Here is a 22,559-nt window from a genome sequence, read left to right as displayed (position 1 = left end):
GCGGCCATTGACTAGCGCCGTCCGCGCTTGCCGCCGGCCTCGTCGCCGGGCATGGAGGCAATCATGTCCGCGTAGACGTCGCCCCCGGTGGCGATATGCCGGACCATCGCCGCCGCGGCATCGTCCTCATTGCCGCGCACGATGGCGCCCATCACCGCCTCATGCTCAGCCAGCGAGGCCAGGATGCGGGCCGGCTTCTCGAAGCGCAGGTCGCGCATGCCGCGCATACGCGCGCGCATGGTGCGGATCTGCCGCGACAGGATGTCATTGCAGCAGGCCGCGTAGATGACTTCATGGAAGGCATCATTGGCCTCGCGGTAGCGATCGGAATCGGCACGCTCCGCGGCCGCGCGGCAGTCGTCGAACGCGGCCTGCATCGCCGTGCGCTGCGCCGCCGAGATGCGGCGTGCGGCCAGGCGCGCCGCCAACGCCTCCAGCTGCACCAGGATCTCGTTCATCGCCACGTACTCACGCAGCGAGATCGACGACACGATCGCGCCCTGGCGCGGCACCAGGTCCACCAGGCCGGCCGACTCCAGCTGGATCAGCGCTTCGCGCACCGGCGTGCGCGACACGCCAAAGCGCGCCAGCAGTTGCTGCTCTTCCAGCTGGGCGCCGCTGGGAAGCTTTCCGGAAAGAATCTCCTGCTCGATCGCGGCGCGGATGGTTTCGGACAGGCTCTTCTTTTCTTCGGACATGGACTGCGGCGGCATGCGGAGGACGGGGATGGCGTGATTCTAACCTGCCCTGCGTATTCATTGATGCCCTTTGTGTGCACACGATGGGGGCCACGCACGCCAGCTTGACTGAGAGTGGGCGGGGCCAGCCAGCAATTGCCAACTCTGCCAGCGTGACACTTTTGGTTACAAAACCAAATCGCCAAATGTGTTTGATGTCAAACATCTGACATTTGACCAATCAACAATCGCTCGCTGTCACGACAAGCCAAGGCCAAGCGCACCCGAACCGGCCAGTTCCCCGCACTTGTCGTCCGCGCGGCGGAAGTCCATGGGCCTGCATCCGATGTCGGCGCATGGGCTCGGCAATCGTTATCCCCCTCAACGACTACAGGGCATGCACAAATGAGACCTTCATTGCTGTCGCGTTCCGCCCGGCCATGGCTGGCGGCCGGCACCCTCACCCTCGCACTGATGCTTACCGCCTGCGGCGGCGACGACTCGCCGGGCGCGAGCGACGGCACCATCCAGCCCACCGCCGCCAATGGCAACAAGCCGGACCAGCCAGGCAAGCCTGACCAGCCCGGCACCTGCACCACGCGTTGCGCCCCGTGATGCGGGCCCGCTTTCCGATCCAGCGACAGACCGACCAGCGACAGCCATGACCTTCAACCCGTCAAAGCGACAATTCCTGAAGACCAGCCTCGGCACCGGCGCCGCCGCCGCGGTGCTGGCCAGCTTTCCGCCCAGCATCCGGCGCGCGCTCGCCATCGAGGCCAACAACGCCACCGGCACCATCCAGGACGTCAAGCACGTCGTGATGGTGATGCTGGAGAACCGCTCGTTCGACAACTACTTCGGCACCTTCAAGGGCGTGCGCGGCTACGGCGACCGCTTTGCGATCCCGTTGCCCAATGGCAAGAACGCGTTCTACCAGACCGATGCCAACGGCAACCTCCTGACGCCCTACCACCTAGACGAAACCCAGGGCAACGCGCAGCGTGCCGGCGGCACGCCGCACACCTGGCCCGATGCGCAGGCCGCGTGGGACCACGGGCGCATGGACCGCTGGCCGGTGGCCAAGAAGACGCTGTCGATGGGCTACTACGATGACACCGAGATTCCGTTCCAGCGCGCGCTGGCTGACGCCTTCACGCTGTGCGATGCCTACCACTGCGCGATGCACACCGGCACCATCCCCAACCGCCTGTTCTACTGGACCGGCAGCAATGGTCCCACCGGCGACAACGTCGCGGTGATGATTAACGAGTTCAACGCGGGCGCGGATGTGGGCCCCTCCACCGAAGGCTGGACCTGGAAAACCTACGCCGACCGCCTGCAGGCCGCCGGCGTGGGCTGGAAGGTCTACCAGAACGTGCCGGACAACTATGGCTGCAACCAGATGATGAGCTTCCGGCACTGGCGCGCAGAGATGGAGAAGATGCCCGTCGGGCGCAAGCTCTCCAACACCGCCGGCACCGGCGTCAACCCGCCCTACAACCCGGACATCGACGACCAGTACAGCCCGCTGGCCAAGGGCTTCTGCAACACCATGTCCGACGGCGGCTTCCTGCAGTCGCTGCGCGACGACGTGCTCAATGGCAAGCTGCCCGAGGTGTCGTGGATCATCCCGCCGGCCGAGTTCAGCGAGCACCCCGGCCCGTCCAGCCCGGCCAAGGGCGGCTGGTACGTGCAGGCCATCCTGGACGCGCTGACGGCATCGCCCGAGGTCTGGAGCAAGACCGTGCTGCTGATCAACTTCGACGAGAACGACGGCTTCTTCGACCACAGCCCGCCGCCGACCGCGCCGTCGCGCAACCTGGACGGCACGCTGGCCGGCAAGTCGACCCTCGACGACGCGCAGATGGCGTACGAGTACTTCAACTTCCAGCCCGCCACGGCCAAGCAGCCGCCGCAGGACGGCAAGCCCTTCGGCCCCGGCCCGCGCGTGCCGATGTGGGTGGTGTCGCCATGGAGCCGCGGCGGCTGGGTCAACTCTGAAGTGTTCGACCACACCTCGGTGCTGCGCTTCCTGGAGGCACGCTTCGGCGTGATGGAGCCGCAGATCAGCGCCTATCGTCGTGCCATCTGCGGCGACCTGACCAGCGCCTTCAACTTTGCCACGCCCAACACCGAAACCCTGCCCACGCTGGCGGGGCGCACCACCCGTGCCGACGCCACCAGCCTGACCGCATGGCAGCAGACCCAGCCGGCGATCCCGGTGCCGGCCACGCCCGCGCTGCCGGAGCAGGACACCGGCACGCGTCCGTCGCGCAAGCTGCCATACGAACTGCATACCAGTGCACGCGTCGATGCCGCATCCAAGGCAGTCCGCCTGCTGTTCGCCAACGCCAGCACCAAGCAGGCCGGCGCGCTGTTCCACGTCTATGACAAGCTGCACCTCGACCGCATTCCGCGCCGCTACGTGGTCGAAGCCGGCAAGACGCTGGACGATGCGTGGGACATCAATGCCGACGGCGGCAAGTACGACCTGTGGGTGCTGGGGCCCAGCGGCTATCACCGCGCGTTCTCCGGCGATATCAACGAAGCGGTGACCGCGTCCACCGAAATCCAGGTCTGCTACAACCCGTGCAAGAAGTCCACGATTCAGGTGAAGCTGCATAACGACAGCGATGCCGACGTGACCTTCACCGTCACGGCACTGGCCTACCGCGACGACGGCCCGTGGACGCAAAGGGTGAAGCGGGGCAAGGTGGAAATGCTGGAATGGCCGGTAGCCGACAGCGGCAACTGGTACGACTTCGTCGTGACCTGCGAGGCCAGCCCGTCGTTCGCGCGGCGCTTTGCGGGGCGGATGGAGACCGGCGAGGACGCGGTCAGCGATCCGGAGATGGGAGTGGTTTGATGCGGCACGCCCCGGGGCTCGCGTTGAGCCCCGGGGCAGATTGTGCGAAGCAAGTCGCGTAAGCGTGGCCGGCGCCCTGCCGGCTACGCCTTGCGCCAGACCGGCGACGCCGAGATCGCGACCTTGCGCGGCAGGATCTGCTGCGCGGTGAAGGCATCGGCGATGCGCTGCTGCTCGGCCAGCGCGGCGGCGTCGACCGTGCGCACCGCATAGCTGCGCCGCGCGTTCGCGGCTTCCACGGTGGCCGCATCCAGGCCGATCAGCGGCGCGTGCCAGCGCGCTGCCTCGGCCGGATTGCGCTTGACCCAGTCGCCCGCGTCGCGCAACGCATCGAACACCACCTCAAGCACCTCGGCATGCGCGCGCGCGAACGGCGTGGCCGCCAGGTAGAAGCGGCGATAGCTGGCCAGCCCCTCGCCATCGCGCAGCACGCGCGCATTGGCCTGGCGCTGCACCGCCGCGAGGAACGGATCCCAGATCACCCATGCCGCCACGCTGCCGCGCTCGAACGCCGCGCGGGCGTCGGCCGGGCTCAGGTATGCCGGTTCAATGTCGCGGATCGACAGCCCCGCGCGCGCCAGCGCTTCCAGCACCAGGTAGTGCGCGCCTGCGCCCTTGGCAAACGCCACCCGCTGCCCCTTGAGCTGCGCCACCTCGCGGATAGGCGAGTCGCCGCGCACGACAATGGCCTGCGCCTGCGGCGAAGGCGTCTCGCTGGCGTAGTAGGTCAGCGCGGCACCCGCAGCCAGCGCAAACGGCGGCACCGCATCGGCCACGTCGGCGCTCAGGTCGATATTGCCGAGGTTCAGCGCTTCAAGCAGCGGCAACCCCGAGGTGAATTCGTACCACTGCACCGCCACACCCTTGGGTGCCAGCGCCTTCTCCAGCGTCTGCCGCGCCTTCAGCAGGATCGTCAGCGTGGAGGACTTCTGGTAGCCGATGCGCAGCGCGGTCTGTCCCTGCCCCCAGCTGACGCCTGGCAGCGCACTGGCGGCAGCTGCGGCGCCCGCTGCAGTCAGAAGCAGGCGGCGGCGTGAGTCGTGGGTCGGGTTCATGACGGTGCTCCGGGATTTCATCAGGAGCGCCAGCTTAGTCACGGGCCCGCACAAAGCCAACGAAGATTGTCGCGGATGCTTATGCGCCGGCCGCACGAATCACCGTTGGCCGGCGTTATCATCTGGCACTCCTGCGCAACTACCGAACGAAAATCCATGAACCTGTCCGCCGGCATCCCCATCCTCCGGATCTTCTCGGTCGACAAGGCCAAGGAGTTCTACCTCGACTTCCTCGGCTTCTCGCTCGACTGGGAACATCGGTATGAAGAGGGGTTTCCGCTGTACGCGCAGGTCAGGCGCAGCGGCCTGACGCTGCACCTGAGCGAGCACCATGGCGACGCCACGCCGGGATCGACGGTGTTCGTGACGGTGGAAGATCTCGATGCGCTGCAGCGGGAGATGTCTGCCAAGGCCTATCCGTACGCCAGGCCCGGCGTTGAGGATGTGGGCTGGGGGCGGATGCTGCAGGTGGCCGATCCGTTCGGGAACCGGCTGCGGTTTTGCGAGGTGTCGGGGGATTAGGCAGGCGGCTCCGCTTACTCTATCCGATGCTCGACCAGCTCCAGCGTTTCACTGGTCCGTTCGAAACCGGATACGAAACTTGCGGTGAACTGGACCACGCGCGCCAGTTCGGGCGCGTACCAGACGACCAATTTGTACGGAATCGACTTGATGCCGCCAGAGCCGAAACCATAGAACGGCCTCTGCACGTAGCCCTCATAGGCAATGCGGATGGTGCGATAGGTGCCCGCCGCCACCCGGATCGTCGACTCACCCGTCGCCACGCCTTCCAGTTCTGTCGGGTAACCGGTGCCAGCCTGCCGGTATGACAGCTTCCATCGGTTGCCCACCTTCAGGTTTGCGGGAATCCATCCCCCCGGCGGCGAAGCCACCTCGTATTCCCCGCCGACCGCCGTACTGATGCGGTCGATTCGTCCATCCTTGTATTCGATGCGTGCGCCTTGATTGAAGATCACGCGATCGTTGTCGATGCGATCGACGCGATACAAGACCTCTCGCTGACTTTTCGTCAGGTTGTCCGTCAGGCGATAGCGCCACACCTCGCCAACGCGCGGCGAGCCATTGCCTCCGGCATCCGCTGCGCCATGGTTAGCGCCCGCCACCGGCGCGGCGGCCGCTTGCGTGGAGCCTGCCCCCGGCGCATAGCTTGCCACGGCCGCAGCGCCGCGCGTGCGGATTTCCGGGATCCATGATGCCGGTACCGCACGCTGCCGCGTTTCCGCCGCAGACGTCCCATCCGTCAGGATCCCGACCAGGCGCCCGTTCTCGTCGAACAAGCCGCCTCCACTGACAGCGGCATCACGCGCAAGGGACGCCTCGATACGATCCAGCTTGCCGTTGGTTCCGGCCTGCAACCCGGCAACAGTCCCCTCTCGCACGGCAATGCCCGCGCCAGACACGGCTGCAGCAAACACCTTCTGCCCGAAGCCCGGCGCCGCGCTCACCGCAAGCTGCACTGCCGGCGTGCTGAGGTTGGCTACCTTGAGCAGGCACAGGTTGCGCTCGACGTCCGGCGCCTCCAGCGTGGCGCCATAGCTGACGTTCTCGCGCCGCACTGCAATGGTCCGCGCCCCGGCCAGCACATTGCACGCCGTGACGATCTGCCCCGGACCCACCACCACGCCAGAACCGCTGCCCAGCGGCGCTTCCTGCTGGCCGTAGGTGCGCACGGCATAGACACTGGGTGAAACGCTGGCGGTCAGTTGATCGACACCCATGCCCATGGCGGGCGTGGCGGCAACAGCAAACAGACCGAGAAGGACAGGCAGGCGGCGGAGGTGCATGACGGCTGAAGTGGAATGGATGGAGGGCTGAATACAGCCGCAGTAGCGTGACGCAATACATGAGGCCGGTTTGCGCCTCAGCGCGGCGGCAGCAGATACCGGAGATCGTCCATGACAACCGGGCGCGGACTGCTCGCCGCCTGTGCAGTAGCCCGTGATTCGGCAGGCGCCGACTGCGCCTTGGCGGGGACACCGCCAGCCGATGCGGAAGCGCTGGCAGGCCCGGTGCCGGCATTCACCGTCGCCGGGGCGCCAGTGCCCGTATCGCGCGCACTGATGATGGTGCTTTCGCCCATGCCAACCCGGATCAAGTCCGGGTAGTCATAGGCCGCGCCTGATGCGGTATCCACCACGACGCCAATCGCTCCGCCGAACAGAATATTGCCGAATGCCATCGCCTTGGTCGCTGACACCACCGTAGCTTCGCCCGCGTCCATGCCTTCCTTGTTGCAACGGATGCTCAGGTCCCCATAGGCCCGGTCAACCGCCACCGTGCCAGGCGTGGTAACGAAATAGGTGTTCTTGCTGTTGACCATTTCGCAGCTGGCGCCGTCAACGGAGCGCTCGGCCTGGTGGGTTTCCACCGAGACAACCTGGGTGGTGCCGCTGACGATGGCCGCACAACCACTTGCCAGGCTGGTGCTGGCCATGACCAATAACAGAGTTGACCGCATTTTCCCTGGAGCTTTGATTGTTGTTCTGGTACCTGGCTTTGCAGGTGGGCGGTAATGTAGCTTGGTGGTGGTAGTTCCTGTCTCCCTACTTTAGTGGGGTGGCGGGCGGTGAGGTGGGTTTGCCCTCATGGGGAATAATGGTGCTGCCAGCGACCAACCCGAGGACCCATTTGACATCCGAACCTAAACCAATCGGCGATGAAGTGCTGCGCCGTTTGGGCCGCAATCTCCTCCTGTTTCAACAAATCGAGCATTTGCTCAAGCTCCTTCTTTCCACCCACAGGAACGGGGGAACCGTCGAGACTTACAAAGAGAACCTGCGGCAGCAAAAGAATGCGATCAGCAAGAAGATGCTGGGCCAGTTGGTTGAAAAGTACGGCAAGGAGATTCTCAGGGATGCGGGAGAAGAGGTCCCGGAAGAGGAGCGGCCCGAAGACTGGTTCTTCTTCACATTCCGGATTTCTGGCGATACTGAGTTCATCGAATCCCTGCGCCGTGACCTCAAACTGATGACGGATGAGCGCAACGACCCGGTGCACCATTTCCTGCCGCGTTGGCAACCAGATTCTGCGGAACGGATGGAGGAAGCATTGGCCTACCTGGATGCGCAGCGCAACAAGGTCCTTCACGTCCATGAACACCTGAAGCACACGGCCAACAGCCTGCAGGAAGCCGGTCGGCACGTCCTGGAATTCGTGAACAGTCCTGAGTATGCGAAGCAAGCCGAGTTGATGTGGCTTCAGGCCAGTCCGCTGGTCAGGCTGCTATGCGACGTGGCCACGCAAACGCACCGCAAGGATGGGTGGACCTATCTTGCACAAGCCGGTGATTTGGCTACCAAGGAAATGCCGGAGGAGATCAAAGCCCTGAAGGAGCGCTACGGATTCAGGACTTTAAAGAAGCTCCTCGTCGGCAGTGAATTGTTTGACGTCTTCGATGAGCCGTTGCCCAATGCTGCATTCCGGACGTTGTTTCGCCTCAGATCACAGAATTGATCCAGAACCGGGGCCTCCACCGCATGGCGGTGCCCGCTCAGTTGCGCTTGACCAGCGGAGCCGGGAACCACTCCCCGGACAGGACCGGCTGGTCCGGCCCATAGAGCCGGAACGTCAGGTGGTAGTTCTTCCCCTTGGGCGTGGGCAGCCAGTTGCCGTCAGGCGCGTCCTTCGGCCTGGCAGGCCCGAAGTACAGCGTCAGCGAACCGTCGTTGCCATAGCTCAGCCTGGACTGCTTGTTGATCAGGAACCGGTTCTTCGCATTCGGAATCACGCGGAAGTTCCTGGAATCCACCGCAATCACCGACCAGAAGTATTTGACGTGGCGGGCGGGCAGCTCGTCCTTCGGGAAGGTGATGGTGTAGACATTGCCGCCGTCGAGCCTGGTGCCGGTCCCGTCTGCATCCGTCTTGAAATAGACGACCTCATCCGTGCTGTTGGCCCAGATCCCGCCCAGGTCGATGCGGGTGCGGGTCTGGTAGTCGCTGCCGTACCTGCCAACGGTAGCGGGCCGGTTCCAGCCGTTCTTGACGGTACCTGCGGTGGAGAACGACTGGAAGAACGCCGGCAGCGTCTTCTCGCGGATGACCTTGTCCACCCGCGCGCGTTCGGCGGGGCTGCTGGCCACCGCGGCACTCACCGCGCGCACCTTGGCCTGGATTGGCTCCATGCCCGGATTGATGTCCGGCTCCGAGCGAAGCGCAACGGCTGCCGAGTCAAAGGCCTCAACACCGGGGAGCTTGTCATTGCTGAAGGCGGGCGTGGCGGGCACCGGGGCAATCGTCGGCGTGCCAGTGATCCGCGTCGTGATCTGATGCTGCAGGGCAATGGCCTGCTTCTTGTCTGCGCCGATTTCCACCCGGGCCAGCACCCGTGAGGTCTTGCCCGGCAGGTCGATGCGCCTGGCATTGGGCGAAAGTGCCGCAGTGGCGCCCTTCAGGCACATCGCGAATTCGCCGCTTGGATGGTCCGGATAGTTGCGCTCGTTGATATTGGCGACGGTTTCGCCCCAGCCGTTCAGGAACTGAATGGTGTAGTAGCGCCCCTTGATGGCCGGCACGCTGAAGACCGTGCAGGTCTTTTCGTCGACCGCAATCCAGGCCTCGCTGTAGGCGACATCCAGATTGGGGTTGGCCCACGACACACCGCCGACGTCGCGATGAATGATCCGGTTCCACTGGAAACCTTCCTTCCGGAAGTCGATTTGCTGCTGACGCAGGACAAGCAGCCGGCCCAGCAGGTAGACGTAGGCATCGTTGATGTCCTGTTCCGACACCGCGGCCTGCGCGGGGCGCGACTCGACAGCCGACGCCGCAGCCAACGCCGCGGCCGGCGGGTTACTGCATCCGGCCAGGCCCGCCAACATGGAAACGGCCAGCATGGAGGCACCGACGGCGCGGTTTGAGATAGACATGGGGCTCTCTCTTTCCAGTATCGCGACTTGCGGTCGCTAGACTGTCGCTGAGAGGTGGAAAAAAGTGAACTAAATAAATTTTTCAGGTGATCTGAATAAAATCGACCTGGACACTTCTTTCGCCCCAGGGATGCCTGAGTGGCACCACAGCCGCAGGCAAAGCAATCAGTCCTGCTGGCTGCCCACCACGAGGAATACCACACTGGCACTGGCAACCGGTCTTCCCCCCGCGCTGATCAGCGCCTTGGCGAACGCCAGCCGCGAGCCCGCCTTGATCACCTCGACCTGGGACTCGATCCAGTCCCCGAGCTTTGCCGTGCCGACATAGTCGATGCTCAGGTTCGCCGTGGTCATGCGCAGCGGCGGCTGTTGCGAAGTGGCCGTGACATAACCGAGCGAGATGTCGGCCAGGGTGGCAACGAGTCCGCCATGGACGGTGCCGGATGCATTGGTGTGTTTTTCCTCCACCCTGAGAGCGACCGTGAAGCCCTGCTCCATCGGCTTGTAGAAATACGGGCCGGTCGCATCCAGGAACGGACTGGTGCGGAACAGCGGTTGATAGCCTTGCGGCAGGTCGTCAGGAATGCTGTCTGGTTTCATTTTTCCCTCCTTGGTCTCCGCCTTTGTGCTGCCAGGCAGCACAGCTGAGTTCCTTTCACGCAGGGGATACTGCCAGAAATCAGGCGCTTGCGCCGGCACGTTCAGTGCAGGACACCGGTTGACCTGGCGGCGTGGGTATCCGCCGCACCCCCGGCGTCCTGCGGGGTCAGCCACTGGAACAGCAAGGCATGAAGCTGCGACGGCTCCAGCGGCTTGTGCAGGACCAGGTAGCCTTCGCGCTCGGCCTGCTGGAGCGCCTCGGAATCGAACTCGCCGCTGACCATGGCGCCGCCTGCGTCCGGGCAGCGTTCGAACAGCGCCTTGAGCACCTCGAAGCCGCTCTCGCCGGAGCGCAGGCGCTGGTCGCACAGGATCGCCTGGGGCTGCAGGCCGGCATCGACCAGTGCCAGGGCTTCCTGCCCCGACGCCGCGCACGCCGCCTGCACGCCCCAGGCCTCCATCAGGCTGGTCCACGCAGCGGTCACCAGCGGGTCGTCCTCGACTATCAGGCAGATGCCCTGCAGCAGGGTGGAGGACGACAGGCCATCGGGCTCGTACACCGGCTCGATCGCCGCCGGCGCCAGCGGCTTCGCTTCAGGAAAGCGCAGCCAGAACCTGGAGCCGCGGCGCTCCACCGAGTCCAGCCCGTAGGTGGCGCCCATCAGCGTTGCACAGCGCGCCACCACGGCCAGGCCCAGGCCATGGCCCGCGCTGTCGATGCGCCACGCATGCTCGTTGCGATAGAACGGCGAGTAGACCCGCCCCTTCTCTTCGCTCGCAATCCCCACGCCGGTGTCCCAGACCTCCAGCAGCCAGTGGGTGCCGCGCCTCCGGGCAGGCGCACGCGCAGGTCCAGGCCGCGGCTGCACGCCTCTTCCCGGAACAGCGACGCCACCTCTTCGACCAACGGCGCAAACGCCACGGCGGTATTGCGCGGGCTGGCAATGCCGCCTTCGATCCTGGAGAGATCGAGCAGTGAGTTGAACTTGACATCCTCCCCCACCTCTCGCTAACGCTCACCGGCCTTGAGGGCGGAAAGGAGGGGATTCCTTCTAATCGCTTGATTCGACGCGCACGGTCGCCGTTCGCGGCAAACAAGCACTTCGAGTATACGCGCCGCTTCAGCGTAGGCCTTTTTCAATCCCACCGGCAACTTGCAGGATTCGCTCGTCGGCACCGTTCAATCCACAGACGCTGAGTGCGACGCCCGGCACGGCGGCGGGAAGCGGAAGGGATACCGCACAGCCATCGAGAAAATTGATGACACTGGGATTGCGAAGCACGAGGCCGTTGGTCGAAAAGAAGGCTTCATCGCTGTCGAGCGCGTCGAGCCGCGGCGGCCGGACGGCCACCGTCGGCATCAGCCAGGCATCGGCATCACGCAAAAGCTCTGCCGCTCTTTGGCGCATGACTTCGCGTTCCTTGAGCAGGGTCAGATAGTCGGCGGCGCTCTGTTGCTGGCCGCGGCGGATCCGTGTCGCCACGCGCGGGTCGTAGGCAGCACCGCGCTCGTCCAGCAGCGCACGATGCCAGTGCCACGATTCGGCCGCGGTCAGGCCGCCGCCGGCATTGATCTGTGGCAGGCGGTGAAGCTCGGGGAAATCGAATGGGATGACGTGCGCACCGAGCCTGGACAGGCCGGACAGGGCTGCGTCGAAGCCACGCGCGACTTCGCTGTCCAGACCCGCCGTGACGAAGTCGCGCGTCACGTATAAGCGTAGGCCCGCGAGCGCAGTGGGCCGGCTGTCGAGCGCCTCACCACTGAGGACCGCATCGAAAGCCGCGCAGCAAGCCACTGAACGCGCCAGCGGGCCGGCCGAGTCGAGCGAGGTCGACAACGGCACGGCGCCCTCAAGCGGCACGCGCCGTGCACTGGGTTTTAAACCGGTCAGTCCGCAGAACGCGCTCGGAATGCGGATCGAGCCGCCCGTGTCGGTACCGAGCGCGGCCACGGCCATGCCGAGCGCCACGCTGACGGCGCCGCCTGAGGTCGAGCCGCCGGCGATGCAGGCTTCGTCGAACGGCGTGCTGGGCGTACCGTAGTGCGGATTCAGGCCGAGCCCAGAGAAAGCGAACTCACTCATGTTGGTGCGCCCGATCAGCACCGCGCCCGCCGCGCGCAGGCGCGCCACAGCGGGCGCATCAGCCGCCGCACCAGTGCCATCGAGCACCTTTGAGCCGGCCCGCGTCACCTGGCCGCGCACATCGAACAAATCCTTGACCGAAACCGGCAGGCCGGCCAGTGGCGATGCTACATAGCCTGCAGCACGCGCCTGGTCTGCCGCTGCGGCCGCCGCCAGCGCGCCCTTGTCATCGACCTCAACAAAAGCCGCGCCGCCCGCCGTGCGATGACTGTCGATACGCTCCAGCGCCTGTTCGGTCAGCGCGACGCTCGTAGTACGCCCGGCATTCAGGCTGGCGGCCAGTTCGGCGATGGTGGGAAGATCGGTACGCATCAAGGGGCTACCTCCAGGCTTGCCACGCGGTATGCATGACGTATCGAACGCCGCAATACCGGATCATGCAGCTCGACTTCAAATGCCTCCCCTCCCCCCAGTTCCCCGATCACGGCCTGGGTGCCGCAATACATCGCGGTACCGGGCGGCAGCGCGCCCTCGGCATGCAGACGGCGGATCAGATCGCGAGGATCGAGCAGGCGTGTCACCAGTCCTTCCTGGTAAAGCTCGCGCACGCCATGCCGAGTGCGCCAGCAGCGCATCTCGAGCCGGTCCCAGTGCGCCGCGACATCGTCAAAGCGCCAGACCTCCCTACCGACCGGCTTGGCGCACATCTGTTTGGAGACGGTGACATCATAGGCCTCGACCTTGCGGTCCGTATGGTCCGAGCCCACGCCGACATAGAGCGCGTCTGGGCCCGCCATCAGCACAAACTCGATCTCACCCGATGAATCTTCCCGCGGCACTTCCAGCAACGGCGCGGTGGTCAGCAGCGAGGCGGCAAGCGGGTAGAAGCACGGAACGGTCGAAGGCGGCTTCACGCCGATCTGTTCGAGTTCCCGGATGTGGTGGTTGACGGCGTCGGCATCGCGTCCGGTCCATCCGGCAATGACGAGCCGGTCGATATGCAGGGCCAGCGGTCCCTCGCCGGCGAGCTGGAATTGCAGAGTAGGCATGCGGTACTAGTAGTTGGGAAGGATGGGCTGAAGCGGAATGCAGCCGGCAGGCTCGGCCCGTCCGACACCGGCGGGCCACGCCTGATCTAGTGCTCAAGCGGCTTGTGAGCCGTCTCGCGGGCAGCCAGCAGCGCAACCAGCGTCACGCCCAACGCCACGCAGACGTAGAGCGACACCGCGCCGGTCGTGCCATAGGCCCTGTACAGGCTCGTGATGATGAGCGGAGCGAAGCCGCCACCGAGGATGCCCGCCAGGGTGTAGGCCAGTGATGAGCCTGCATAGCGCACCCGCGTCGGAAACTGCTCGGTCACGAACGCTGCCTGCGGGCCGTACATGACGGCGTGGATCTGCAGCCCCAGCACAACGGCCACACAGATCTGCCACGGCTGGCTGCTGTCCATCAACACGAAGAACGCGAACGCCCAGACGATTCCCAGCAGCGCGCCGGTCAGGTAGACCGGCCGGCGGCCGAGCTTGTCAGACAGCGCACCGAACAGCGGCACCGTCAGCGCATTGCCGGCCGCACCCAGCATCGTCGCGGTCAGTGCCAGCGGACGCGACAGGTGCAGCACACTGGTGACATAGGTCAGCGTAAATACCACGACCAGGGCATAGAGCACGTCCGAGCCGACCCGCACGCCGCCGGCCACCAGCAGACGCCGCCAGTGCGATACGAACACTTCCTTGAGCGGAGTCTTGGCCTGGGCATTGTGGGCAGCCATTTCCTTGAATGCCGGCGTCTCATCCACGCCACGCCGCAGCCACAAGCCGAAGACCACCAGCGCCACGCTCGAAACGAACGGGATGCGCCAGCCCCACGCCAGGAAGTCCTCCGGGCTCAGGAACAGCGAGACCAGGGCAATAAAGCCAGTGCCCAGCAGCGTGCCGGCCGACGGACCCACCTGCGTAAAGGACGCGTTGCGCCCGCGCTGGTCCTGCCTGCCGTGCTCCATCGCCAGCAGCACTGCGCCGGCCCACTCACCGCCGATGGCGGCGCCCTGTACAAAGCGCAGCGCCACCAGCAGCAGCGGGCTCCAGATGCCCCACGACGCATAGGTCGGCAGCATGCCCATCACGCCGGTGGCCACGCCCATCAGGATCAGCGTGGTCACCAGGACAAAGCGGCGGCCGAGCTTGTCGCCAAGATGGCCGAACACCATGCCGCCGAGCGGCCGGGACACATAGCCGACGGCATACGTGGAGAACGCCAGGATCGTACCCGTGAGCGGATCGAACGACGGAAAGAAGATGACGTTGAAGACCAGCGCCGCCATCAGGTTGTAGACGGTAAAGTCATACCACTCCAGCGTGGTCCCGATTGAGCTGGCCGCAGCCAGGCGGCGCATCTTTGCGTTGGCGCTGGCATCGCGCGCGCCGGCTGCAGAGCTGACGTCGGTTGCAGAAGAAATCATTTCGCTCATGACGTCAGTTCCTTTGCGTAGAGTTTCCACTTGAGGATGTAGCGCGTCGCGCCGGTGGCATCGGCGTGCAGGCCCTGCGCCGCGATGCTCAGAGCAAGCTCGCTTGCCTGTTCGTCACTGCTCTCCACGACGAACAAGGGAAGCAGTTGGCGGCCTTCGAGGCTCTCATTGGGCAAAGGTTGACTGAGCTCGTCGTCGGGAACGAGTAGATAGGAGCGGACGAACCCTGCCCGCAGCGAGAGTTCATCTCCGACCTCGCCGGCCCGATCGATGAGGGACACGGCATCGTCGGCGCGCGGCAGTGGAAGGACCGCGAGCCAGCTGCCGCTACCTTGTCCCACCGAGGCATCGACCGAGCACACGCGGCGCATCGGCTTGCGCATGCGTCCAAGGTTGGTGACTGACCATGGGGTCTGGTGCCGGAAGGCCTGCTTATAGGCGGCCGAGGTGAACGCGGCCAGCGATTCGGTGCGATAGAGGCCAAGGTACTTCGGGCCACCGTGCACTGCCTGGTAGCGCGCGGCCGAGATAAAGCCTGGAACGCGCGCACGCTCCTCTACGTGTTCGCGGTCGTACCAGAGGTTGAAATCGGCTTCATCGGCCGCATCCACATTGGACGCGACGAACAACAAGCCATGTGGGGGAATGGCCGCAAGATTGCTCATCAAACTCTATCTCCTCTGACGGGGTGATCGCCGGGTGTGGCAGATGAGTCGATGATCGTTGCAGCAGCGAGTCAGGACAAACGGGAAATTGTTGGTCCTTCCGATCAGTTTTTCTTGTGGATACGGCCGGGAAGCCGCACCAGGGTGGCGCAACGGCCTCTCTAGGGCCTCCTAGGCCCCCGAATATGGTGCAGGCAGCGACTGGACGAACTGATCCGATTCGCGGCAGGCCAGTTCGGCAACGAAGCGGATGGCCTCGGAAACGCCATGGTCGTGATAACTGACCACGACACGCTGCGGTGGCAGCGGGACATCGCAGGCAAGCAGGCGCAATTCGCCGCGCTCGACCTGCTCGCGCACCGGTGCCAGCGGCATCAGGGCATTGCCGAACCCGCCCTTGACCAGCCTGACAATGGCGGCGATCGAGCTCACGCAATGCACCTTGCCTACCGGCAATCCGGCCTTGCGATACAGCTCCTTGAGCGCAACGTGGGGCTGCGAGCCCCGGCTCATCGTGATGGTCGGATGCTGGAGCAGCCCGACCAGCACGCCTTCACCCGGCTGCGGTTCGCCTGGCGGGCCAACCCAGCCCATCGCCATCGGCAGGCAGGGCATGCTGGCGATGCCTTCGCCGACGGCGGTGTCGGTCTGCAGCGCGATATCGATTGCGCCGGCGCGCAGGCTCTTGTGCAGCCCTTCGGTCGTCTCGGAGGTGATCTGCACCTCGATGCCGGGATATGTCGAACTCAGGTGGCGCAGGAAGTCGACCAGCCAGGTATGCACCACGGTCTCGATCGCGCCGATGCGCACCAGCCCGAGCAGCTGCTGGTCCGAGCGGCCCAGCACCATGATCTCGCGCTGCAGCTCGAGCATCCGCTCGCCGTAGCTGAGCAACCGCAGGCCAACCGGCGTCAGGCGCAGATCGCGGGCTTCGCGTTCAAAGACGCGGGCACCGATCTCCTGCTCGAGCGAGGCGATGCGATTTGACATTGCAGCCTGCGTGATGTGCAGATGGTCGGCCGCAGCGCGGAAACTGCCAAGCCGCGCTACCCACATGAAGGCCTCGATGAAACGTGTATTCAAGGGCACCCCGGCGCAAGGCGGCCTGAAACCACACCATTCATGATGTCGTCCCCTCGTAGTATTTGTGTGTCAATTTGCCAAGGATTGTACTTGTACCGAACCTTGCGATGACCAAGCAGGTTCTTGACACATGGAAGGGATGCTCGACCCGCGCGCGAATCCGGGCCTTGGCACGCTCGGGGGGATCGGCCGGACAGGCCAGTCACCGCTGGTATCGCATCGACCAAGTCTTCGAAGACAACCGAGTCACGGCCGCAGTGACGGTCAAGGCGGCGGCCGGGCCGGGCCGTCGATGAGCGGGCCGCTCCGCCCTTTTACTGACGCCAGCCCCTCTGGGCCGTGTAAACTGCTGGATTTTTCAAATCCGGCGGAATGTTACAAGTGCCCCGGCGCACAGGTTTCAGCGGCCCGACGCTAGTCCGCCTGCTGGCTCGCCTGACCGACGCCGACGCCCCCTCTCCTGCAAGCTCGCTCTCGAGCCAGCTGAGCCAATGGCTTGGCTGGGCGGATGCGATCGCGCTGTCGTCGGCCCTGAAGGCCAATGCGCCGGCAATGCCACCCGCGGTAAGTGCCGCCGGCGGCACCGAGGCGCAGGAATGCGCCCGCGTGCGCGCCACGCTGGCCGATGCCATCGTGGAAGACACCACGCTTGCCAGCAGGCGGCGCGGGCCGTCGCGGCCGTCTGCGCTGCCCGACCCCGTCGATGCGCAGGTCGACTACGCGGTTTATCGCCAGCGTTACCTCACGCTGCAACAGACCATGGAGACCGCGATCGGCAACCTGCGCGGCCGCTTGCGCGCCGCGCTGTCCGCCCGTGCCCCCGGCGTGGCCAAGCTGGCCATGGTCGATGCGGTGATGGAGCGCGTGCTGGGCGCGCGCGAGCAGAGCCTGCTGGGCGCGGTGCCGACCATGCTGGAGCCGCATTTCCAGCGCCTGCGCCAGGCCGAAGCGGCAGCGCTGGCCGACGCCCAGGCCGCGGGGCAGCCCCCGGCGGTCCGCCCCGGCGCATGGCTGGGGGTGTTCCGCAAGGATATGCAGAGCGTATTGCTCGCCGAACTCGAAATCCGCTGGCAGCCCGTTGAAGGCTTGCTGGCGGCGCTGCAAGACAGCTAACCAGGACATCATGACCCGATACCTCACCCATATTGTTGCTTTCCTGGCGGGCCTGGCGGTCGTGTGCTGGATCGCCGCCGGCTATGCAGGCACGAACTTCCTGGCGCTGGCCGTGACGCTGCTGATCGGCGGCTTCTACCTGGCGGGGGCGTTTGAGCTGCACCGCTACCGGCAGGCTACCGCCACGCTGGCGCAGGCCGTCGCCGGCCTGTCCGAAGCGCCGGCCAGCCTTGGCAGCTGGCTGGAACGGCTGCATCCCAGCCTGCGCGACAGTGCCCGCCTGCGCGTGGAAGGCGAGCGCGTCGGCCTGCCCGGCCCCGCACTGACACCCTACCTGGTCGGCCTGCTGGTGCTGCTGGGCATGCTGGGCACGTTCCTGGGCATGGTGGCGACCCTGCGCGGCACCGGCATCGCGCTGGAGACCGCCACCGACCTGCAGGCCATCCGCGCCTCGCTGGCGGCGCCGGTCAAGGGGCTGGGCTTTGCGTTTGGCACCTCGGTCGCGGGCGTGGCCACGTCCGCGATGCTGGGGCTGTTGTCGGCATTGTGCCGGCGCGAGCGGATCCAGGCCGCGCAGGCGCTGGACGCCCGCATCGCCACCACGCTGCGCCCCTACTCGCGCGGCCACCAGCGTGATGAAGCGTTCCGGCTGCTGCAGCGCCAGGCCGACGTGATGCCGGCACTGGTCGAGCGCATGCAGGCCATGATGACCACGATGGCGGAACAGAACCAGGCCCTGACCGAGCGCCTGGCCGCCAGCCAGGACGCCTTCCACAACAAGACCGAAGTGGTCTACACCCGCCTGGCGTCGTCGGTGGAGCAATCGCTGAAGGACAGCATTGCCGATAGCGCCCGCGCCGCGAGCGCAGCGATCCAGCCTGCGGTGGACGCGACCATGGCGGGCCTGGCACGCGAAACCACGGCCTTGCGCGACACCGTGACCCACGCCGTGCAACAGCATCTGGATGGGGTATCGAGCCGCTTCGAGACCGCCACCGCGGGCGTCGCGGATACGTGGAACCAGGCGCTGGCCGGGCATCAGCGCACCAGCGAGGCATTGGCAGCGGACCTGCGCACGTCCCTCGACGGCTTTGCCCAGACCTTCGAACAACGCTCGGCCGGGCTGCTGGACAGTGTCGCCACCCGTCTCGACACGGCTGCCGGCAGCGCTGCCGACGCCTGGCGCGAGGCGCTGTCGCGCCAGGAGCGCACCGGCGAGAAGCTCGCCGGCGACAACCAGCAAGCCCTGACGGCCGCCGCAGCCGCGTTCGGCGAACATGCGGCGACACTGGTGCGCACCGTGGGCGAGTCGCATGCCGGGCTGCAGACGCAGCTGGCCGCGCACGACGCGCAGCGCCTGTCGGCCTGGACCGATACGCTCGGCACTATGACGACTGCCCTGCGACAGGAGTGGGAGCAACTGAACGCCCACACGGTAAGCCGCCAGGACGAGATCAGCACTACGCTGGCGCAGAGCGTGCACGACATCTCGGCCCAGACCCAGGCGCATGCCAGCCAGACTCTCGCGGAGATCGACCGCCTGGTGCAAGCCGCTTCCGACGCGCCGAAGGCGGCCGTCGCGCTGCAGGCGGAACTGGCTTCGCGCGATGCACAGCGCTTCGCCGCCTGGACCGATACGCTCGGCACCATGACGGCCGCGTTGCGCCGGGAGTGGGAACAGCTGAACGCGCACACGGTAAGCCGCCAGGACGAGATCAGCACTACGCTGGCGCAGAGCGTGCGCGAGATCTCGGCCCAGACCCAGACGCATGCCAGCCAGACTCTCGCGGAGATCGACCGCCTGGTGCAAGCCGCGTCGGACGCGCCGAAGGCGGCCGTCGCGCTGCAGGCGGAACTGGCTTCGCGCGATGCACAGCGCTTCGCCGCGTGGGCCGATACGCTCGGCACCATGACGGCCGCGTTGCGCCAGGAGTGGGAACAGCTGAACGCCCACACAGTAAGCTGCCAGGACGAGATCAGCACTACGCTGGCGCAGAGCGTGCGCGACATCTCGGCCCAGACCCAGGCGCATGCCAGCCGCACCCTCGCTGAGATCGACCGTCTGGTGCAGGCTGCAACGGACGCCCCGAAGGCGGCCGTTGCGCTGCAGGCCGAGCTGGCTGCACGCGACGAACAGCGCTTTGCCAGCTGGACCGATACGCTCGGCACCATCGCCGCGACGCTGCGCCAGCAGTGGGAACAGGCCAGCACGCACGCCGCCACCCGCCAGCAGGAGATCTGTGAGGCCCTGGCGCAGACCGCGCGCGCGATCTCGACTGAGACGCAGGCGCATGCCAGCACCACCCTCGCCGAAATCGACCGCCTGGTGCAAGCCGCGGCCGAGGCACCCAAGGCCGCCACCACATTGCAGGCGGAACTGGCATCGCAGGACGCGCAACGCATGGCTGCCTGGACCGATACGCTCGGCACCATGGCCGCATCGCTGCGCCAGGAATGGGAACGGGCCAGCGCGCACACCGTCAGCCGCCAGCAGGAAATCTGCGAGACGCTGGCCGTCACCGCGCGCGACATGGCAGCCCAGGCGCAGGCCCAGGCCACCGGCACCATCGCCGAAGTCGCCCACCTGATGCAGGCCGCATCCGAAGCGCCCAAGGCCGCCGCGGAGGTCATCGCGGAACTTCGCGAGAAACTCACCGACGGCATGGCGCGCGACAACGCCATGCTGGAAGAACGCAGCCGCATGCTGGAAACGCTGGGCACGCTGCTCGATGCCGTGAATCACGCTTCCACTGAGCAGCGCAGCGCGGTCGACACCCTGGTCGCCACCACGGCGGACCTGCTGGACCGCATCGGCACGCGCTTTACCGACAAGGTCGAATCCGAAACCAGCAAGCTCACCGACATCGCCGCGCAGGTCACCGGCAGCGCGGTCGAAGTCGCGAGCCTGGGCGAAGCCTTTGGCGTGGCGGTGCAGCTGTTCAGCGAATCCAACGGCAAGCTGATCGACCACCTGCAGCGCATCGAGGCCGCGCTGGACAAGTCGATGACGCGCAGCGACGAGCAACTGGCCTACTACGTGGCGCAGGCGCGCGAAGTCGTCGACCTGAGCATGCTGTCGCAAAAGCAGATCCTTGAGGACCTGCAGCAGCGCGCCGGCCAGCAAGCGCCCAGCGCAGAGGCGGCATGAGAGAGGAACTCGACGCCGTCGTTGAGCCGACCGTTCCCGCGTGGGCGGTCTTTGGCGACCTGATGTCGGTGCTGCTGGGCGCGTTCGTGCTGGTCCTGCTGGGGGTCATCGGCGTGCAGATGGAACTGTCGGCCAGACTGGAAGCCGAGGTGAAGCAGCGGCAGGAGGAAGCACAGCGCCGCGAAACGCTAGAAAAGGCGCTGGCGGGGCCGCTGGCGGCCGGCCGCGTGACGCTGGTGAACGGGCGCATCGGCATCAGCGGCAACGTGCTGTTTGCACTCAACTCAGACCAGCTGCAACCTGAAGGCCGCGATCTGCTGAAGAGCCTGGCGCAGCCATTGTCTGCCTACCTGCGCAGCCGCGACGAGATCCTGATGGTCAGCGGCTTTACCGACGACCAGCAGGTGCGCGAAGGCAACCGCCGCTTTGCCGACAACTGGGAGCTGTCGGCGCAGCGCGCCCTGACCGTGACCCGCACCCTGATCGATGCCGGCATCCCGCCCACCTCGGTGTTCTCTGCCGCCTTCGGTTCGCAGCAGCCTGTGACACCGAATGCCGATGCCGAGGGCCGCGCGAAGAACCGGCGCGTCGAAATCTCGCCGGTGCCGCGCGTGACCGCGGGCACGGTGAAGCCGCATGGCTAGCCTCGACGTGGCAGCCGATATCCGCGCGCAACTGGATGCCTGGCAGGCCAGCGGCGCCGACCAGGCCGATCCCGTGCGCTTCCGCCTGATGGAAGCGCTGGCCCGCCGTTCCGGCGGACACAGTGGCGCGGTGCGGGGCTTGCTGGATGAGCGCCTGCGAGGTCTGGTCGCCGCGTATGCCGCCATCGTGCAGCGGTACACAGGCCAGGATAGTGATGCTGCCGATGGTGCCGCGCCATCCACGCCAACATCCAGCCCAATAGCCAGCGCGCTTGGCACACTCGTGCACGACATCACCGCGCGCGCCAGGCCCGCCGTCGCGGTCGCCTCGAACGATGCCCGATCGCACACGCCGGTGCCGGCACACGCACCCCAGTCCGACGCGCCGCTGGTCGATGCCCTGGCCGACTACTTCCGCGAGACCTGGGCCAGGGTCAGCGTCGAGCAGCACTTCCGCCTGTCGCTGGAACGCGTGCCGGAGAATGCCGGGCCGCTCAATACCGACCATCTCGTGCATCGTTCGCTGTCCCTGATGCGCGAGACGTCGCCGGAATACCTGCGGCATTTCCTGTCTTATGTCGAGGGCATGTCCTGGCTGGAGCAGTTGGGCGCAGCGGCAGCGGCCGAAAAAGAAGCGGCGCGCGCCGCCGCGGCCAAAAAGAGCGTGCGCGGCAAGGCTCGCAAATAGCAGTCCGGCCCGCGCCTCAGCGCAGCCGCAGCACCACCTTACCGAAGGCCCCGCGTTCCAGGTGGTCGAGCGCCGCAGGCAAGTCCCCAAAGTCATACTCGCGCTCGATCACCGGGCGCAGCGCCAGCCAGTCCACGGCACGCACCAGGTCCTGCAGCGCGCGCCGGTGCGACACGCCGATCCCCTGCACGGTCACGCGGCCATGCCGACCTGGCCTCGCACCGCTGCCTCGTCTACATGCATGGCGGCGAGTCCGTGCCCTGGTCACTGGCCGGTCCCGACGGCAATATCGCGCGGCCGGAGCTGGCTCACCACCTCGGCTTTGACGATATCGACACCATCGCCGCGGCGGCCGTACGTGGCGCGGGCCTGGTCAATGTCCCCTTGTGGCTGGTGCGGGAGCCGCTGGACCAGGGCACGCTGGTGCGCGTACTGCCGCAAGCCTCGGTGATCCGGACCCCGCTGCACCTGGTGTGGCCGCGCACCCGCTTCCTGCCGCACAAGCTGAGGGTGACGATCGATTTGCTGGTGGAGGCGATTCCCGGGGTGCTGGCGCTGGATTGACGCCGGCGGCGCAA

Annotated in this window: 21 protein-coding genes and 1 pseudogene; 9 read left to right on the top strand and 13 right to left on the bottom strand. The window is 66.2% G+C overall.

What is annotated here, in order from left to right:
- Positions 1-11: 11 nt before the first annotated feature.
- Positions 12-698, bottom strand: a complete 687-nt coding sequence (locus ACW4E8_RS10775; protein ID WP_013952176.1) for a GntR family transcriptional regulator — start codon at positions 696-698, stop codon at positions 12-14.
- Positions 699-1,094: 396 nt separating this feature from the next.
- On the opposite strand from ACW4E8_RS10775, the gene ACW4E8_RS10770 reads away from it, so the two are divergent.
- Positions 1,095-1,292 (top strand): hypothetical protein, encoded by a 198-nt coding sequence (locus ACW4E8_RS10770; RefSeq protein WP_456804490.1) that lies wholly within the window; start codon positions 1,095-1,097, stop codon positions 1,290-1,292.
- Positions 1,293-1,338: 46 nt separating this feature from the next.
- Positions 1,339-3,543, top strand: coding sequence for a phosphocholine-specific phospholipase C (locus ACW4E8_RS10765; RefSeq protein WP_456804489.1), 2,205 nt, complete (start codon positions 1,339-1,341; stop codon positions 3,541-3,543).
- 83 nt (positions 3,544-3,626) lie between these two features.
- Here the strand turns inward: ACW4E8_RS10765 and ACW4E8_RS10760 are convergent, their stop codons facing one another.
- Positions 3,627-4,598 (bottom strand): aliphatic sulfonate ABC transporter substrate-binding protein, encoded by a 972-nt coding sequence (locus ACW4E8_RS10760; RefSeq protein WP_456804488.1) that lies wholly within the window; start codon positions 4,596-4,598, stop codon positions 3,627-3,629.
- Positions 4,599-4,754: 156 nt separating this feature from the next.
- Here ACW4E8_RS10760 and ACW4E8_RS10755 point away from each other — a divergent pair, with 156 nt between their 5' ends.
- Complete coding sequence (locus ACW4E8_RS10755) at positions 4,755-5,120, top strand: glyoxalase superfamily protein (RefSeq protein ID WP_456804487.1); 366 nt, start codon at positions 4,755-4,757, stop codon at positions 5,118-5,120.
- 14 nt (positions 5,121-5,134) lie between these two features.
- Here the strand turns inward: ACW4E8_RS10755 and ACW4E8_RS10750 are convergent, their stop codons facing one another.
- Both ACW4E8_RS10750 and ACW4E8_RS10745 read right to left on the bottom strand, forming a co-directional pair.
- Complete coding sequence (locus tag ACW4E8_RS10750) at positions 5,135-6,403, bottom strand: S1 family peptidase (protein ID WP_456804486.1); 1,269 nt, start codon at positions 6,401-6,403, stop codon at positions 5,135-5,137.
- Positions 6,404-6,480: 77 nt separating this feature from the next.
- Positions 6,481-7,053 carry a hypothetical protein gene (locus ACW4E8_RS10745; protein WP_456804485.1) on the bottom strand — a complete coding sequence of 191 codons (573 nt, stop codon included), beginning with the start codon at positions 7,051-7,053 and terminating at the stop codon, positions 6,481-6,483.
- Positions 7,054-7,247: 194 nt separating this feature from the next.
- Here ACW4E8_RS10745 and ACW4E8_RS10740 point away from each other — a divergent pair, with 194 nt between their 5' ends.
- The gene (locus ACW4E8_RS10740; RefSeq protein WP_456804484.1) at positions 7,248-8,072 is read left to right on the top strand and encodes an OST-HTH/LOTUS domain-containing protein; all 825 of its coding nucleotides are present in this window, start codon (positions 7,248-7,250) and stop codon (positions 8,070-8,072) included.
- 37 nt (positions 8,073-8,109) lie between these two features.
- Here the strand turns inward: ACW4E8_RS10740 and ACW4E8_RS10735 are convergent, their stop codons facing one another.
- The 8 genes from ACW4E8_RS10735 to ACW4E8_RS10700 form a co-directional block, all read right to left on the bottom strand.
- Positions 8,110-9,486, bottom strand: coding sequence for a DUF1214 domain-containing protein (locus ACW4E8_RS10735; RefSeq protein ID WP_456804483.1), 1,377 nt, complete (start codon positions 9,484-9,486; stop codon positions 8,110-8,112).
- A 165-nt stretch (positions 9,487-9,651) separates the two neighbouring features.
- Positions 9,652-10,086 carry a PaaI family thioesterase gene (locus ACW4E8_RS10730; RefSeq protein WP_456804482.1) on the bottom strand — a complete coding sequence of 145 codons (435 nt, stop codon included), beginning with the start codon at positions 10,084-10,086 and terminating at the stop codon, positions 9,652-9,654.
- A gap of 101 nt (positions 10,087-10,187) precedes the next feature.
- A complete protein-coding gene (locus ACW4E8_RS10725; protein WP_456804481.1) occupies positions 10,188-10,955 on the bottom strand; it encodes an ATP-binding protein in 768 nt (255 codons plus the stop codon).
- A 252-nt stretch (positions 10,956-11,207) separates the two neighbouring features.
- Positions 11,208-12,542: an amidase gene (locus ACW4E8_RS10720; RefSeq protein ID WP_456804738.1), complete on the bottom strand. Its 1,335-nt coding sequence runs from the start codon at positions 12,540-12,542 to the stop codon at positions 11,208-11,210.
- Positions 12,542-13,219 carry a DUF2848 domain-containing protein gene (locus ACW4E8_RS10715; protein ID WP_456804480.1) on the bottom strand — a complete coding sequence of 226 codons (678 nt, stop codon included), beginning with the start codon at positions 13,217-13,219 and terminating at the stop codon, positions 12,542-12,544. The genes ACW4E8_RS10720 and ACW4E8_RS10715 overlap by 1 nt, the downstream gene beginning before the upstream one ends.
- 86 nt (positions 13,220-13,305) lie before the next feature.
- Positions 13,306-14,631: an MFS transporter gene (locus ACW4E8_RS10710; protein WP_456804737.1), complete on the bottom strand. Its 1,326-nt coding sequence runs from the start codon at positions 14,629-14,631 to the stop codon at positions 13,306-13,308.
- A 5-nt stretch (positions 14,632-14,636) separates the two neighbouring features.
- Entirely contained in the window at positions 14,637-15,305 is a 669-nt protein-coding gene (locus ACW4E8_RS10705; protein WP_456804479.1) for a hypothetical protein, read from the bottom strand.
- Between the two features lie 171 nt (positions 15,306-15,476).
- On the bottom strand, positions 15,477-16,388 hold the full coding sequence (locus ACW4E8_RS10700; RefSeq protein ID WP_456804478.1) for a LysR family transcriptional regulator: 912 nt from the start codon (positions 16,386-16,388) through the stop codon (positions 15,477-15,479).
- 372 nt (positions 16,389-16,760) lie between these two features.
- Between ACW4E8_RS10700 and ACW4E8_RS10695 the strand changes: the two genes are divergently transcribed.
- The 4 genes from ACW4E8_RS10695 to ACW4E8_RS10680 are packed head-to-tail and all read left to right on the top strand — an operon-like array spanning position 16,761 to position 21,981.
- Entirely contained in the window at positions 16,761-17,501 is a 741-nt protein-coding gene (locus ACW4E8_RS10695; protein ID WP_456804477.1) for a DUF3348 domain-containing protein, read from the top strand.
- A gap of 10 nt (positions 17,502-17,511) precedes the next feature.
- Positions 17,512-20,649: a DUF802 domain-containing protein gene (locus ACW4E8_RS10690; protein ID WP_456804476.1), complete on the top strand. Its 3,138-nt coding sequence runs from the start codon at positions 17,512-17,514 to the stop codon at positions 20,647-20,649.
- Entirely contained in the window at positions 20,646-21,293 is a 648-nt protein-coding gene (locus ACW4E8_RS10685) for an OmpA family protein (RefSeq protein WP_456804475.1), read from the top strand. The genes ACW4E8_RS10690 and ACW4E8_RS10685 overlap by 4 nt, the downstream gene beginning before the upstream one ends.
- Positions 21,286-21,981 (top strand): DUF2894 domain-containing protein, encoded by a 696-nt coding sequence (locus tag ACW4E8_RS10680; RefSeq protein ID WP_456804474.1) that lies wholly within the window; start codon positions 21,286-21,288, stop codon positions 21,979-21,981. Before ACW4E8_RS10685 ends, ACW4E8_RS10680 begins: the two co-directional genes overlap by 8 nt.
- Before the next feature lie 16 nt (positions 21,982-21,997).
- On the opposite strand, the pseudogene ACW4E8_RS10675 reads toward ACW4E8_RS10680, so the two are convergent.
- Positions 21,998-22,183 (bottom strand): annotated as a pseudogene (locus tag ACW4E8_RS10675) (zinc-binding dehydrogenase); the annotation flags it as partial.
- A 53-nt stretch (positions 22,184-22,236) separates the two neighbouring features.
- On the opposite strand from ACW4E8_RS10675, the gene ACW4E8_RS10670 reads away from it, so the two are divergent.
- A complete protein-coding gene (locus ACW4E8_RS10670; protein WP_456804473.1) occupies positions 22,237-22,545 on the top strand; it encodes a LysR substrate-binding domain-containing protein in 309 nt (102 codons plus the stop codon).
- Positions 22,546-22,559: the final 14 nt, after the last annotated feature.

Source organism: Cupriavidus sp. CP313 (genome assembly GCF_054072015.1).
Note: the sequence above shows the minus strand (reverse complement) of the source record. Positions and strands in the feature narration are given on the sequence as shown.